At 57.3% G+C, this 15,256-nt stretch carries 14 protein-coding genes; 5 read left to right on the top strand and 9 right to left on the bottom strand.

The window, feature by feature from the left end:
• Window positions 1-55: 55 nt before the first annotated feature.
• From GNG29_RS10055 to blr, 3 genes are all read right to left on the bottom strand, one after another.
• The gene (locus tag GNG29_RS10055; protein ID WP_103179388.1) at window positions 56-496 is read right to left on the bottom strand and encodes a DUF2569 domain-containing protein; all 441 of its coding nucleotides are present in this window, start codon (window positions 494-496) and stop codon (window positions 56-58) included.
• Between the two features lie 86 nt (window positions 497-582).
• A complete protein-coding gene (gene ydgT, locus GNG29_RS10060; RefSeq protein WP_103179389.1) occupies window positions 583-798 on the bottom strand; it encodes a transcription modulator YdgT in 216 nt (71 codons plus the stop codon).
• Between the two features lie 202 nt (window positions 799-1,000).
• Window positions 1,001-1,171, bottom strand: a complete 171-nt coding sequence (gene blr / locus GNG29_RS10065; RefSeq protein WP_168192053.1) for a division septum protein Blr — start codon at window positions 1,169-1,171, stop codon at window positions 1,001-1,003.
• Window positions 1,172-1,404: 233 nt separating this feature from the next.
• Between blr and GNG29_RS10070 the strand changes: the two genes are divergently transcribed.
• Window positions 1,405-2,445 (top strand): oxidoreductase, encoded by a 1,041-nt coding sequence (locus GNG29_RS10070; protein ID WP_156654393.1) that lies wholly within the window; start codon window positions 1,405-1,407, stop codon window positions 2,443-2,445.
• A 30-nt stretch (window positions 2,446-2,475) separates the two neighbouring features.
• On the opposite strand, the gene add is transcribed toward GNG29_RS10070, so the two are convergent.
• The 3 genes from add to malX form a co-directional block, all read right to left on the bottom strand.
• The gene (gene add, locus GNG29_RS10075; RefSeq protein WP_156654394.1) at window positions 2,476-3,477 is read right to left on the bottom strand and encodes an adenosine deaminase; all 1,002 of its coding nucleotides are present in this window, start codon (window positions 3,475-3,477) and stop codon (window positions 2,476-2,478) included.
• A 96-nt stretch (window positions 3,478-3,573) separates the two neighbouring features.
• The gene (locus GNG29_RS10080; protein ID WP_156654395.1) at window positions 3,574-4,746 is read right to left on the bottom strand and encodes a MalY/PatB family protein; all 1,173 of its coding nucleotides are present in this window, start codon (window positions 4,744-4,746) and stop codon (window positions 3,574-3,576) included.
• Between the two features lie 47 nt (window positions 4,747-4,793).
• Window positions 4,794-6,386, bottom strand: coding sequence for a maltose/glucose-specific PTS transporter subunit IIBC (malX, locus tag GNG29_RS10085; protein WP_103179394.1), 1,593 nt, complete (start codon window positions 6,384-6,386; stop codon window positions 4,794-4,796).
• A gap of 177 nt (window positions 6,387-6,563) precedes the next feature.
• On the opposite strand from malX, the gene GNG29_RS10090 reads away from it, so the two are divergent.
• Window positions 6,564-7,592 (top strand): Mal regulon transcriptional regulator MalI, encoded by a 1,029-nt coding sequence (locus tag GNG29_RS10090; RefSeq protein ID WP_156654396.1) that lies wholly within the window; start codon window positions 6,564-6,566, stop codon window positions 7,590-7,592.
• Between the two features lie 2 nt (window positions 7,593-7,594).
• Here GNG29_RS10090 and GNG29_RS10095 read toward each other — a convergent pair whose 3' ends face one another.
• Window positions 7,595-8,491, bottom strand: a complete 897-nt coding sequence (locus GNG29_RS10095) for a LysR family transcriptional regulator (protein WP_156654397.1) — start codon at window positions 8,489-8,491, stop codon at window positions 7,595-7,597.
• A gap of 150 nt (window positions 8,492-8,641) precedes the next feature.
• Between GNG29_RS10095 and GNG29_RS10100 the strand changes: the two genes are divergently transcribed.
• Together GNG29_RS10100 and GNG29_RS10105 are read left to right on the top strand one after the other, a co-directional pair.
• On the top strand, window positions 8,642-9,580 hold the full coding sequence (locus tag GNG29_RS10100; RefSeq protein ID WP_231736615.1) for an MBL fold metallo-hydrolase: 939 nt from the start codon (window positions 8,642-8,644) through the stop codon (window positions 9,578-9,580).
• Window positions 9,581-9,595: 15 nt separating this feature from the next.
• A complete protein-coding gene (locus GNG29_RS10105; RefSeq protein ID WP_156654398.1) occupies window positions 9,596-10,450 on the top strand; it encodes an alpha/beta fold hydrolase in 855 nt (284 codons plus the stop codon).
• 39 nt (window positions 10,451-10,489) lie between these two features.
• Here GNG29_RS10105 and GNG29_RS10110 read toward each other — a convergent pair whose 3' ends face one another.
• Entirely contained in the window at window positions 10,490-12,043 is a 1,554-nt protein-coding gene (locus tag GNG29_RS10110; protein ID WP_156654399.1) for a YdgA family protein, read from the bottom strand.
• A gap of 98 nt (window positions 12,044-12,141) precedes the next feature.
• Window positions 12,142-13,317, bottom strand: a complete 1,176-nt coding sequence (gene manA / locus GNG29_RS10115) for a mannose-6-phosphate isomerase (protein ID WP_156654400.1) — start codon at window positions 13,315-13,317, stop codon at window positions 12,142-12,144.
• 199 nt (window positions 13,318-13,516) lie between these two features.
• Between manA and fumA the strand changes: the two genes are divergently transcribed.
• The gene (fumA, locus tag GNG29_RS10120) at window positions 13,517-15,163 is read left to right on the top strand and encodes a class I fumarate hydratase FumA (protein WP_103179401.1); all 1,647 of its coding nucleotides are present in this window, start codon (window positions 13,517-13,519) and stop codon (window positions 15,161-15,163) included.
• Window positions 15,164-15,256 lie beyond the last annotated feature (93 nt).

Consider the following 15,256-nt stretch of genomic DNA (forward strand, 5'->3'; position numbering starts at 1 on the left):
GCCGCCTATTATCGGATAAACCGGCGCAGGCGACAACAGGTTAACTGTAAGGTTATTACGGGTTCACAAAGGTGTTCTTTACGCGGGCCGAGCGCTTAAAGTACGGCACGAACAGCGCGGTCACCAGCAGTGGGAAGAGGAGTTGACGCACTGCCAGCGCATCGGAAACCGGCGAAAAGGCGAAGGCTTTCACGGCCAGCAAGACAGAGACCAGCAGCCAGATAATATAGTGCTTAGGCACGCTCCGGCGGCGTTTAAAAAACGCGATGGTCAGCCACAGCGTGTAGTACCACATGGCAATCGCAAAGGCGAAAGAAATAAACCACATGACGATAGCAGAGGTATTTTGCGCGCCCAGCGTTTTAAGCGCGTGCGGCGTAATTAATGCAGTGGAATAAAGTACCAGTGCCAGCGACGCACTTAATAATGCAACCAGCAGCCAGGCGAGCGGAGCAAGTAACCAGCCGCCAATTTTTTCTCCAGCCGTTGTGGTCATGTTCTCTCCCGATAGTCAGCGAAAAGCGCGAACTGCAAATTAGCAGGGGCGAGAGTATATAACATTTCCGGGCAATGAGTACCCTTTTAGAGCACGTAACGCCACACCGACTTAGGCACTTCGCCGATGTTGAACAGGCGTCCGCCAGAAACCAGCTCAGCGCGGCGATGGTCAGCGGCGCGGTACATGCTGATAATGTCCTGGTTGTCACTCAGGGTGTAGTTCAGATGGTCAAAGAGCTTTTCCAGACTTTCAAGGGAATTAATTTTGCGAAATTTTAATAAATAGTCCTGAACTGTCATTTTAATAATTTTCCATATAAGAGTGAGTAATGCCAAAGGAGTAATTCGGTCGAATAATAAACGGTTCAAATAAGACGTAAACGGTTTGCCAAAGCGCACCAGCAAAAATAAGAGTTTTCTTGATTGATGAAATCAGGCGTCGGCCGACGCCTGGCGAAGAAGGTTAACGCTGTTCATGACGGCTGGCAATAAGCAACTGACATCATATGTCACTATTTTTGGTGAGCGTATGAGGCTTGGCTTGATTGAGTGTATTCACCGGCTCGGGTGGCTGGTAGTTATCAATATGACTGGCAACGGCGAGCAGTATCACCGACACGCCCAGCACGATCCATCCCGCTAACTCGATAATTCGATTAATTATTGTCGTCATGATTCTTGGTGATGTTTTATCCATAAATACAGATCCAGAATTTTACAGTGCGATATGCCTTCGGGCAAGCGCTTTACAAGGATGTTTTGCGATTGTATTCAGCGAGTTATAAATGTTAATCAGAAATTACTGATTGCTTCTGTTGCTATAGGGCAAGGTACGCCAGATTAATCTATTGTGACGGGAGAAGAGATAGTGTGAAATATGCAGGTCAAAAGATGAGAGGCGATTTCATGAGCGACAAAATCCGTGTTGGATTAATAGGTTATGGTTATGCGAGTAAAACATTTCATGCCCCGCTGATTGATGGCACCCCGGGGATGGCGCTGGCAGCCATTTCCAGCAGCGATGCGACGAAAGTTCATGCCGACTGGCCAACCGTGCCGGTGGTTTCTGAGCCGAAGCATCTGTTTAACGATCCCAATATCGACCTGATTGTTATCCCGACACCAAACGACACCCATTTCCCGCTGGCGAAAGCGGCCCTTGAAGCGGGCAAGCATGTGGTGGTGGATAAACCCTTTACCGTGACACTGTCACAGGCTCGCGAACTGGACGCGCTGGCAAAAAGCCTGGGTAAACTGCTCTCCGTCTTCCACAACCGCCGCTGGGACAGCGACTTCCTCACCGTTAAAGCCCTCATTGCCGACGGCTCTCTGGGGGAAGTGGCATTCTTCGAATCACATTTCGACCGCTTCCGTCCGCAGGTGCGTAATCGCTGGCGTGAGCTGGCGGGTCCGGGCAGCGGCATCTGGTACGATCTGGCCCCGCATCTGCTTGACCAGGCCGTTAACCTGTTTGGTCTGCCGGTGAGCCTGAACGTCGATCTGGCCCAGCTGCGCCCTGGCGCGCAGGCCACGGACTACTTCCATGCGGTGTTGAGCTATCCGCAGCGTCGCGTGGTACTGCATGGCACGATGATGGCGGCGGCGGAATCTGCACGTTACATCGTGCATGGCTCCCGCGGCAGCTATGTGAAGTTCGGTCTCGATCCGCAGGAAGAACGTCTGAAAAACGGGGAGCGCCTGCCGCAGGAAGACTGGGGCTATGACATGCGTGACGGCGTGCTGACCCGCGTGGAAGGGGAAGAGCGTGTGGAAGAGACCTGGCTGACGCTGCCGGGCAACTACCCGGCCTATTATGCCGGTATTCGCGATGCGCTGAACGGCCAGGGTGAAAACCCGGTCCCGGCAAGCCAGGCGATTCAGATTATGGAACTGATTGAGCTGGGTATCGAGTCCGCGAAACATCGCGCGACCCTCTGTCTGGCCTGAAAACAAAGCCCGGCAATGCCGGGCTTTTTCTTACCCGCGTGCGGCCTTGTCGCGCAGCGCCTGCTTCTCGGCAGATGTTAAGAATGCCATCTCCAGACCATTGATCTGCGCCTGGCGAATCTGCTCGCGGCTCAGTCCGGCCTGCGGGGCGGCCACCGTGTATTCGTGAATAATATCGACTCCCTGAACCGCCGGATCGTCAGTATTCAGCGACGCTATCACGCCATGCTCGAGGAAAGTTTTCAGCGGGTGGTGCGCCAGCGTCGCCACGGTGCTGGTCTGAATATTGGAGGTCAGACAGGATTCGATTCCGATGCGTTGCGCCGCCAGGAAGTCCATCAGGGCGCGGTCTTCCACCGCCTTCACCCCATGACCAATACGCTCGGCGCCCAGCTCGCGGATCGCCTGCCAGATGCTCTCCGGGCCTGCTGCTTCACCGGCATGGACGGTGATGTGCCAGCCTGCGTCGCGGGCGCGATTGAAGTGGGAGAGGAACAGACTGCCCGGGAAGCCCAGCTCGTCGCCCGCCAGATCGACCGCAGTGATATGTTCCCGGTGAGCCAGCAGGGCTTCGAGTTCCTGAAGGCAGGCGGCTTCGCCAAAGGTACGGCTCATGATCCCAATCAGGCGGGCTTCAACATCAAAGGCTTTACAGCCTTCGCGAACGCCAGCGATCACCGCCTCTACCACACCGTCAACCGGCAGGTTGTGGGACATGGCCATATAGCCCGGCGAGAAACGCAGCTCAACGTAATGCAGACCGTTGCGCGCGGCGTCCTCAATATTCTCGAAGGCAACGCGACGGCAGGCTTCCAGCGAGGCGAGGACTTTTACCCCCCAGTCGAGTTTGCTTAAAAAGCTCACCAGATCCGGTTCGTTTTCTGTTACCTGCACATGCGGGATCAGCGACTCAAGGTTTTGTGCGGGCAGAGCCAAATTATACTGGCGACCAAGATCCAGAATGGTCTGGGCACGGATGTTGCCATCAAGGTGGCGATGAACGTCAGTTAGCGGGAGGGTGGTATCAATCATGGTCGCACTCTTTATTAGGTAAAGTGCGACGTATTATAAAAATAAAACGGGGCAAAAAGCTATTTGCGCAAGGTAAATATCCATTGCGCAACGCTATTACCGCAGGGCGTGAATCCCGGCAATAAGTCGTTCCACCCCTTGCTCCAGTTTACTGCACGGGCAACCGGCATTGAGGCGGATAAAGCCGTTACCCTCTTCGCCATAGGTATATCCCGGCATAATCGCCACTTTTTCCTGCTCAATCAGCACCTTTTGCAGCTTCCGGTCGTCGATATTTAGCGGTCGTAGATCGATCCACGCCAGATAGGTCGCCTCTGGCGGTTGCCAGTTCAACGCCGGAAAGGCACCATTGAGCCTGTCGGCTACATAGTGCAGGTTGGCCTCCAGATAACTGCGCAGCGCATCCAGCCAGGCTTCACCCTGTTGGTAGGCGGCAATATGCGCCACCAGCGCCAGCACCGAGGGCGAAGAGAGGCCATCGCGCCCCTTTAGCGCCTGCAAATAATCCATACGGCTGGCTTCATCACCGATCAAACCGTATGCGCCGGTAAGAGCAGGAATATTAAAGCTCTTGGAGCCGGAGGTCAGAAGCGCCCATTTTCCCTGCGCCACTTCGCACCAGGGGATATGCTGATGGTTGCCCCAGACCATATCCATATGAATTTCATCGCTTACCAGCGCCACGCCGTGACGCGCAGAAAGTTCAGCCATGGTCGCTAACTCGTCCCGGGTCCAGACCTTGCCCGTCGGGTTGTGCGGGCTACAGAGCAGCAGGATCTTGTTCTGCGGCTGTGCCAATACCGCTTCCAGTTCGGCCATATCGCACTGCCAGCCCGCCGCCGTCTTATGCAGGCCAACAGGCACCACCTGACGGTTATTGCCCGCAATGGCATTGTAAAACGCGTCGTAGGCCGGGGTGTGGATCACCACCCCGTCGCCTGCGTTGGACCACTGGCGAATCAGCTCCGACACCATATAGATCACCGAGGGGCCATAGACGATGGCGCTGGTATCGATGGAGCTGTTGAAGCGCTGCCGGAACCAGTGCCCTACCGCCCCAAGGAACTCGTCGTTTTTCCAGCGGCTGTAGCCAAACACTCCGTGGCTGATGCGAGCTTGCAGAGCCTCGATGATGCAGGGGGCAGTGGCAAAATCCATGTCCGAGATAGTAAACGGCAGCAGATCGGCGGCGCCGAAGCGGTCGGCAACATAGTCCCATTGGGTACACCAGGTGCCGTGACGATCCACGACGGCAGAAAAATCAAACATAACGTCTCCTTAAAAGAGAACCCCCTCCTGGGGAGGGGGCTGGGGCATCAGGCTTCTACTGTTCGCATCAGGGTCGCCAGCTCATCTTTCACCGACTGCACCTGCGGGCCGATGACCACCTGCAAATTGTGCTGGTTGAGCTGAACCACGCCGATGGCGCGATTGGCCTTCAGGGCGTTGGTGTCCACTTTGGACATATCTGCCACCGACAGGCGCAGACGGGTAATGCAGTTGTCCAGAGAGGTGATGTTATCCGCACCGCCCAGCGCCGCGAGGATCGCCGGCGTATTGTAGCCGGATTTGCCAGTTACGCCCGCCACTGCCTGCTCCACGCTCGCCGCGCTCTCAATATCGCGACCCGGCGTTTTCAGGTTGAAGCGGGTGATGGCGAAGCGGAAGATGCCGTAGTAAACCGCAAACCAGATCGCGGCCACCACCGGAACCAGATACCACTTGGTCGACAGGCCGTGCAGAATGCCGAACACCACAAAGTCAATCACGTTGCCGTCGGTATTACCGATGGTGACACCCAGCACCGCCATGGTGGTAAAGCCCAGGCCGGTCAGCACGGCGTGAATAAGGTACAGTACCGGTGCCACGAACAGGAACAGGAACTCGATCGGTTCAGTGGTACCGCCGACCACGCAGGCGATAACGCCGGAGATCAACAGGCCCTTAATCTTATGACGGTTTTCCGGACGGGCGCAGTGGTACATCGCCAGCGCCGCACCCGGCAGGCCGCCGAGGAAGGCTGGCATTTTCCCCTGGGAGAGGAAGCGGGTGGCACTCTCCGAGAAGCCGTGGGTGGTCGGGCAGCTTAACTGCGCCTGGAAGATGGTCAGTGCGCCGCTTACCGAGTGGCCGCAGACCTCCATGGTGCCACCGGCTTCGGTGAAGCGGATCAGCGCCACCAGGATATGTTGTAAGCCGAAAGGCAGCAGCAGACGCTCACCGGTGCCGAAAATCATCGGGCCAAAATCGCCCGCGCTGTTGATGATATGCCCGATACCGGTAATACCCAGGGCGAAAATCGGCCACACCAGCGGGATCACCAGGCCAAACAGGCCCATGGCGACGGTGGTAATAATCGGCACAAAGCGCGTACCGCCGAAGAAGGCCAGCGCATCCGGCAGGCGGATATTGTGAAAACGCTCATGCAGCAGCCAGATGATCACCCCTGCGATCACCGCGCCGAGGATCCCGGTGTCGATCGACTGGATCCCCAGTACGCTCTGGATGTTATTGGCTTTGAGCACCGCCGCGTCGGTAGTGGGCAGGATCCCCTTCGCAGTCAGCCAGAAGTTGACCGCCAGGTTCATTACCGCGTACCCCACAAACCCGGCAAATGCCGCCACGCCTTTGTTTTCGCGGGCCAGGCCCAGCGGAATGGCGATACAGAACATCACTGGCAGGAAGCTAAAGGCGAAGGAGCCGACCTTACTCATCCAGATAAAAATTGCCTGCAAGACCGGGTTGCCCAGAAAAGGGATCAGGGTAATGACATCGTTACTGCTGAGCGAGCTGCCGATGCCCAGCATGATCCCACAGAAGGAGAGCAGTGCCACGGGCAGCATAAAAGTTTTACCCAGTTGCTGGAAAAACTCCCACAGCGAGATTTTTTGTGCTGCTTTCGCCGTCATAAAACGACTCCTTTATTGTTAAAATAGATTTACCTGCCTCAGTGCTGCGAGAAGATAAAACGTTTTATCAAAGTTTAGTGCGCGCTAAATCACATTCTCAGGCTTTGGCAGAGGGTATAAAGATAACGTATTGATAAAACGTTTTACCGATCTCATTATCAGGGAGACACCCCACACATGGCTGTAGCGAAAAAAATTACTATCAACGACGTTGCGCTGGCGGCGGGTGTCTCTGTGAGCACGGTTTCACTGGTTCTGAGCGGGAAAGGGCGCATCTCCCCAGCGACGGGCCAGCGCGTCAACGAGGCGGTGGAGCAACTGGGGTTCGTTCGCAACCGCCAGGCATCGGCGCTGAGGGGTGGGCAAAGCGGGGTGATTGGCCTGATCGTCCGCGACCTGACGTCGCCGTTCTATGCCGAACTGACGGCGGGCCTGACGGAGGCGCTGGAAGCCCAGGGGAGGATGGTCTTTTTACTCCATGGCGGCCGGGAAGCGGATCAGCTGCTCCAGCGCCTCGATATGCTGCTGACGCAGGGGGTGGATGGGGTGATCGTTGCCGGGGCCTCCGGGGTAAGCAATGAGCTGTGCGAGCGGGCGGCAGCCAAAGGGGTTCCGCTGGTGTTTGCCTCCCGCGCCAGCTATCTCGACGAAGCGGATACCCTGCGCCCGGACAACATGCAGGCAGCACAAATGCTGACCGAACATCTTATTCGCCGCGGCCATCAGCGAATTGCCTGGCTGGGCGGTAAAAGCTCCTCCCTGACGCGCGCCGAACGGGTGGGTGGCTACTGCGCGACGCTGATCAAATATGGCCTGCCGTTCCACAGCGAGTGGGTGGTGGAGTGTGAATCCCGCCACAAGCAGGCGGCGGAGGCGATCGGTAGCTTGCTGCGCGCCAGCCCCACCATCAGCGCCGTGATTTGCTATAACGACGTTATCGCCATGGGCGCCTGGTTCGGCTTAATCCGTGCCGGGCGCCAGAGCGGGGAAGGTGGGGTTGAAACCTTCTTTGGTCATCAGGTGGCGCTGGGCGCCTTTGCGGATGTGTCAGAGAACGCGCTGGACGATCTGCCGATTGTCTGGGCCACCACCCCGGCGCGGGAAATGGGCTATACCCTGGCCGAGAGAATTATGCAGCGGATCGATAAAGCCCACGTGCAGGCGGGGCATCAGATTGTGTCGGCCCGCCTGGTGACGGTGAAATAACATTATCCATGCGGCGTGAGCGGGTTACGTTCCAGCCGCGCCTCCAGAGCCTCGACAAACTTGCGCACCTTAACCGGAATCAACCGCGACGTCGGGTAAACGGCCCAGACAGCCAGCGCTTCCGGCCTGGCATCCTCCAGCGCGATCCGCTCCACCAGGCCTTGTGCAAAGGCGGGCTCAAGGTACCAGCGGGACAGGTTGGCAATGCCCATGCCGCCCAGGCAGGCCTCAAAGATCGCCTCGATAGAATTCGCCGAAAACCGCCCCGATACTTTCTGTTTGCTTCGCTGTCCCCCCTGCTCGAACGTCCAGTGGGTGGTATCAGAGGTGGTTAAGCAGCTGTGCGCCGCAAGATCGCTGAGCGTTTTTGGATAGCCATGCTCCGTCAGATACGCTGCGCTGGCGCAGAGGTCTCGGGGGTTATCACAGAGGCGATGCGCCACCAGACGGTTGTCCCGCAGCGGGGCGATACGTAACGCCACGTCTATTCCTCTGCCGACAATATCAACCTGCTCATCGGTGGCGAGTAAATCGACCTGCAGGGCGGGATGCTGGCGCATAAAGTCGGGCAGCATCGGGGCGATGATTTTACGGCCAAACGCCGCCGAGGCGGTGATGCGAAGCCGCCCGGAAAGGGAGGCGCCATCAGGAAAGAGGTCGGCCAGGGCGTTGGTCTTATCTTCCAGCAGCGCCTGGGCATGGGGTAAAAAGATGGTGCCGTCGCTGGTGGGTGAAAGGGAGCGCGTGGTGCGGTGTACCAGCCGGACCCCCAGCTCCGCTTCCAGATTATTCAGGCATCGCGACGCCGCCATGGCGCTCATAGAGAGCCGACGCGCGGCACCCGCGAGACTTCCCGCTTTGATGGCTTCCACGAATACTTCCACATCTTCCAGTTTCATTATCTCGATTCTCGTTATACTGGCCTATCAAATTACATATCTACACTAATTAGCGTTATAGCGCCATAGTCACTCCACATCCTGATAAAGAGTGAATTCGGAGTGAAGATGAAAAAGAGGACAACGGTTTTAGCGCTCAGCGGCCTGTTTTTGGCAGGATCCGTTTGGGCTGACGCACCCGCGCAGATTAAACAGCAGGTGCCGGGTTACTATCGCCTGGCGGTGGGGCAATATGAGGTGACGGCGCTTTTTGATGGCTACAACGATCTCTCGCCGTCGCTGTTAAAAGGGCTCTCGGCCGACAAAATTCGCGACCTGCTGGCGCAGCATAAGATTGATGCCGAGCGCATGCCCACCTCCTTTAACGCCTTTCTGGTGAATACCGGAAAACATCTGGTGATGATAGACAGCGGCGCGGGCCACTGCGTGCCGCAAACCGCAGGGCAATTAATTCCCAACATGCAAGCCTCCGGGTATCGTCCTGAGCAGGTTGATACCCTCTTCCTGACCCACCTCCACCTGGACCACGTCTGCGGCCTGAGCGATGCCGCGGGTAAGGCGCTATTCCCTAATGCCACGGTTTACGTGCCGCAGGCGGAAGCTGACTACTGGCTGGATCCGGCGAAAGAGGCCAGCGCCCCCGCCAATGCAAAAGAGTATTTCGCTATCGCCCAACACGCTCTGGCCTCCTATAAAGCGGCGGGACGCCTGAAAACCTTCGTGCCGCCCGCCTCGCCGATCCCTGAAGTCCAGACGGCCTACGCTCCCGGCCATACGCCCGGCAGCACGGTCTATCGTTTTGCCTCTGAGGGGAAAGGCATCAACTTTATCGGCGACCTGATCCACGCCCCTGCGGTGCAGTTCCCGCACCCGGAAGTGTCGATTCGCTTTGACGTGGATGCGAAAAAAGCCACCTCATCACGTGGGCAAGAGTTCAACGCCCTGGCAAAAGAGGGCGAATGGCTGGCGGCAGCGCACCTGGCGTTCCCGGGCATCGGGCACATTACCGCCAACGCTCAGGGTTACAACTGGAACCCGGCGATTTACGGCCCGTATCAACGTGCGGCCGACGTGCCATTGCTGAAATAAGACGAGGCGATCGCAATGAAAAGTTACACCGTAACAGCGAATGGTATCCGTCAGTTTGTGGTTGAAGAGGGGGAAGGGGCGCCGGTGATCCTGCTCCATGGCTTTCCGGAAACGAACTATGCCTGGCGCTATCAAATTCCGGTTCTGTCGAAGCACTACCGGGTGATTGCTCCGGACTTGCGCGGGTATGGAGAAACGGATAAGCCGGCCTCCGGCTACGATAAACGCACTATGGCGCGGGATATCCTGGAACTGATGAATGCCCTGGGCCTGAAGAAAGTGGTGCTGGTGGGGCACGACCGCGGCGCGCGTGTCGCCACCCGCTTTGCGAAAGATTATCCGGAACGGGTGGATCGTCTGGTGGTGATGGATAATGTCCCGACGCGTATTGTGGCGCGGGATTTGAACGCCTCTATTGCCCGGGCGTACTGGTTCTTTCTGTTCCACCTGGTGCCCGATCTGCCGGAAGCCCTGATTGCCGGACGGGAGCATATCTGGCTACGCCACTTCTTCTCGGACTGGACTTACGATCCTTCTACCATCAGCGGCGAGGCGTTTGATACCTACGTCCGGGCCTATCAGGCACCCGGTGCCGTGCGGGGGGCGATGGCCGATTATCGCGCCAATGCAGAGGATGTGGCGCAAGATCTGGCGGACGCGGAGATCAAAATTGCCTGCCCGGTGATGTCGCTGTGGGGCAATGATTTTCACGCTGTCGGCAAGCTGTTCGATATGCAGAGCGTCTGGGCGGAAATGGCGGACGATCTGAGGGCGTATGGTATTGAAGAGTGCGGGCATCTGCCCCAGGAAGAGCAACCGGAGAAAGTGAACGCCCTGCTGATGGATTTCCTGACCGGCTGGAAAGGATGACTGGCAATAAAAAACCCCTCCGCAGAGGGGTTTTGCTGTTTACTGCTGAGGAACCGCAGGCGCTGGCGGAGCAGCCGGTGCTGGCGGAGCCGCAGGTTCATCCGGTACCGCCAGGTTCAGCGCCGGTACGCCAAACATGCCGACGAACTCCTCCAGCGGCATCTTCTGGCCATTCAGGGTCACCTGACCATTGCTGTACTGCAGGCTGGTGCCGATCACGTTATCTTCCACGGTGGTGATGCGGAACATCTGTCCCATCGCCGCCAGGCCTTTCACCTGCTGGCTGGCCAGCTTGCCGGCGTCATCTTCGTTATACCCTTCCAGCTTCGCAATCTGGGTCATGAACTCGGTCGCCATGTCCATCGGGATGGTCAGCTTGCTCTCCAGCGATTTCACGCTGCGATCCACTTCCTGCGCCAGGGTCTGCGCTTCACCGGTGGCGGTGGCGGGATCCTTCATGAACAACGACAGGTTGAAGTTGGTTTCGCCTTTGCTGTTTTTCCAGCTCAGCGGCGCGATAGTGACCACCGGCTCGCCTTTGAGCAGGATCGGCAGATTACCGAAGAAGGCTTCCGCCGCTTTCTGCTGATAGAGCGCCGGATTGTTGGTCATCAGCTCTTTATCCGCCAGCAGGGCCTGGCTCTGGGCGCGATACTGCTGGCTGAACTGGTGCCATGCCTGACCGTCAATATTGCCGATCTTCAGGGTCAGCTTGCCGGTACCCAGATCCTGATTCTGCACTTTCAGGCTCTTCAGGTTGTAATCCAGCTGACTGTTGATGCTCTTGCCATCTTTGGAGAGATCCGCGGTGGCTTTCAGATCTGTGCCTTCCAGCACTGCCATCTCTTTGCCTTCAATGGCGATAGCCATTTTTTCGAGGGTCAGTTTCTGATCGCCGATGCGCTCGTCAAAACTGGTCAGACGGCTGTTGCCATCAATGTTCAGGTTATTGAAGGTCAGCTGGACTTTCTGATCGTACTCGTTCACTGCGTTGACCCGGCCGCTTGCCGCTTCACCTTTGAGCGAGACGTTTTTGCCGTCGCGATCGGCATCAAGCTGGAAGTTACCGCCGCTGAACGCTACCTGCTCGTCGCCATTCTCGTAATTCAGGGCTTTCAGGGCGATATCGGAACGGGTATCACCGGCATAGCTGATGCGCGTATTGACCTCAACAGGTGACTCATTCTTCGCCAGATCGAACAGCGGCTTGGAGGCTTCGTTATTGACCAGGGTCGATTTGACCGAGGCCATAGAGGGGATGAGGTTGAAGGATTTCAGCTGGGCCAGCGGGAACGGACCGTGATCGACATCTTCGTTCAGCACCAGGCTTTGTCCCGGTTGCAGCCACGGATTAGTGGTTCCTGCTACCGGCTTAACGACCATCTGCAGATGGCTGCTAAACACGCCGCGCTGATAATTCTGATAGCTCAGCTCCAGCCCGGCTTCCGGCGCGGTACGCTTAAGTTCACTGTTCGCCTGGGCCACCATCTCGCCCAGACGGCTCTCCAGCTGTTTCCCGGTGTACCAGGCCGCGCCCGTCCAGACCAGCCCTAATGCAACAATAACGCCTGCAGCTATAACCGATTTTTTCATCGTGATTATCCATAAAATGAAACCGAGCGGTGAAAACCGCCCGGTGAGGTCATAAGGTTAGCAATAGCTTAGCAAAAATTGTTAAAAAATTCAGCAAGTCACTGGAGCTTGTTGAATACCCGCGCCAGACGCCCGACGCCGCTGACGCTAACCGGGGAATCATTCGCGGCAATAAAGGCCGACTCACCAGGCTTCAGCACCAGGCGCTCCTCGCCCTTGCTCAGTACCGCTTCACCCTCAACGCAGAAGAGAATAGCCGCGCTCTGCTGGGCAATACGGGTCTCTTCGCTGCTGAGATCGTGCAGGGAAAACGCAAAATCCTCCACCGGGATGGGGAAGTCCAGCTCTGCGCCGTTTTTCACCGGCTGGGTGAGCAGTTCAGCCGCCGGTTTCGCGACGAATTTGACGTTGGCCACCAGTTCAGGGATGTCGATGTATTTCGGCGTCAGTCCCGCACGAAGTACGTTATCGGAGTTAGCCATTACCTCCAGCGCCACCCCTTGCAGGTAGGCATGCGGCGTTTCGGCAAACAGGAACATCGCTTCGCCCGGCTCCAGTTTCACCACGTTCAGCAGCAGCGGGGAGAAGAGGCCGCTGTCGTCCGGGTAAAATTCTGAAATGACGCGGATGGTCTCCCACGGCTCACCCTGCTGGCTGTTCAGGGCCGCTTTAAGTACCGCCAGCGCACGGGATTTTTCGTCCCCCTGCATATTCAGCAGGCTGGCGAAGAGGTGGCTCAGGCGATCGGCATCCGGTTGTTCGAGGAAGTGGGCAATGGCGCTGTGCGCCCCGGCAACCGGCTGCAGCAGCGAAACGATCTCGGAGAACTCGCGGAAGGCGTTCATCGCCAGGAACGGCGTCAGGGCAAAGACCAGTTCCGGTTTGTGGTTCGGATCTTTATAGTTACGCTCGGCGGCGTCCAGCGGAATGCCTGCCGCGTTCTCTTTCGCAAAACCCGCTTCGGAGGCCTGCTTGTTCGGGTGAACCTGAATGGAGAGCGGCTGATCGGCGCAAAGTACCTTGAAGAGGAAAGGGAGTTCGCCAAAGCGTTCGGCGACGGCGCTGCCCAACAGCGTGGCTTTATCACCCTCGATAACGTCACGCAGGGAACGTTCGCCCTGGGCATCGGTAATTTTTGAGCTGCTCTTCGGGTGTGCCCCCATCCACAACTCTGCCATCGGCAGATTGTCCGGGTTGGCGATACCGTAGAGATCCGTTAACGCAGTTTTACTTCCCCAGGCGTAGTGCTGCACTGAGTTGATGAGTTTTTGCATTATCAAGCCCTGTTTCATATGTGGAATTATCTGCCCGTATTAAAGCAATAAACCGGGCGGATGTAACCTGCGCGCGGAAAAAGTCGTACTAGTCTCAGTTTTTGTTAAAAAATTGTGTAGGATAGGCTGACTCGCTTTTAAGCAGGGCAGCGGAACATCTGCTCTAAATAAACAGACCGAAGCAGTAAGTGAGAGATCAATGTCGAATAAACCCTTCCATTACCAGGATCCTTTCCCGCTGGCCAAGGATCAGACCGAATATTACCTGTTAACCCGCGACCACGTTTCTGTCTCTGAATTTGAAGGACAGGAGATCCTGAAAGTTGACCCGCAGGCCCTGACCTTACTGGCGCAACAGGCGTTCCACGATGCCTCGTTCATGCTTCGCCCGGCACATCAGCAGCAGGTGGCCGATATCCTCAGCGACCCGCAGGCCAGCGAGAACGACAAGTACGTCGCCCTGCAGTTCCTGCGTAACTCCGATATCGCGGCAAAAGGCATTCTGCCGACCTGTCAGGACACCGGCACCGCCATCATCATGGGTAAAAAAGGCCAGCGTGTCTGGACTGGTGGCGGCGACGAAGCGGCCCTGGCGCACGGCGTGTATAACACCTATATCGAAGACAACCTGCGCTATTCACAAAACGCCCCGCTGGATATGTATAAAGAGGTGAATACCGGCACCAACCTGCCAGCGCAAATCGACCTCTACAGCGTGGATGGCGACGAATACAAATTCCTCTGCATCGCCAAAGGCGGCGGTTCAGCGAACAAAACGTATCTCTATCAGGAGACCAAAGCGCTGCTCACGCCGGGCAAGCTGAAAAACTACCTGGTGGAGAAGATGCGCACTCTCGGCACCGCGGCCTGTCCGCCGTACCACATTGCCTTTGTGATCGGTGGCACCTCGGCGGAAAGCACCCTCAAAACCGTCAAGCTGGCCTCGACCAAGTACTACGACAATCTGCCGACCGAAGGTAACGAGCACGGCCAGGCGTTCCGCGACGTTCAGCTTGAGCAGGAACTGCTGGTGGAAGCCCAGAACCTCGGCCTTGGCGCCCAGTTTGGCGGCAAATATTTCGCCCACGACATCCGCGTGATCCGTCTGCCGCGCCACGGCGCATCCTGCCCGGTGGGGATGGGCGTCTCCTGTTCGGCGGACCGCAACATTAAAGCTAAGATTAACCGCGACGGCATCTGGATTGAGAAACTGGAAAACAACCCAGGTAAGTACATTCCGGAAGCGCTGCGGAAAGCGGGCGAGGGCGAGGCGGTACGCGTTGACCTGAACCGTCCGATGAGTGAGATCCTGGCCCAGCTTTCTCAATACCCGGTCTCCACCCGTCTGTCGCTGAACGGCACCATTATCGTGGGCCGCGATATCGCCCACGCGAAGCTGAAAGAGCGTCTGGATAATGGCGAAGGGCTGCCGCAGTACATTAAAGATCACCCGATCTACTATGCGGGCCCGGCAAAAACCCCGACCGGCTATGCCTCCGGCTCCTTAGGGCCAACCACTGCCGGGCGTATGGACTCCTACGTCGATCAGCTCCAGGCCAACGGCGGCAGCATGATCATGCTGGCGAAGGGCAACCGCAGCCAGCAGGTGACGGACGCCTGCCACAAGCACGGCGGCTTCTACCTCGGCAGCATCGGCGGCCCGGCCGCGGTACTGGCGCAGGGCAGCATCAAGAGCCTCGAGTGCGTGGAGTACCCGGAGCTGGGTATGGAAGCGATCTGGAAAATCGAAGTGGAAGACTTCCCGGCGTTTATCCTCGTGGATGACAAAGGCAACGACTTCTTCAAACAGATCCAGTCCTCCCAGTGTTCGGCCTGTGTGAAGTAGTTTGAAAACCCTGCCGGGTGGCGCAGCGCCACCCGGCAAAGCCCGGCAAAAAAGAGCGCACAAAGCGCCATACCCTTTTTCTTATCTCATCAA

The sequence above is a fragment of the Leclercia sp. Colony189 genome, assembly GCF_009740165.1.
In the GTDB taxonomy this organism is placed as follows: domain Bacteria; phylum Pseudomonadota; class Gammaproteobacteria; order Enterobacterales; family Enterobacteriaceae; genus Enterobacter.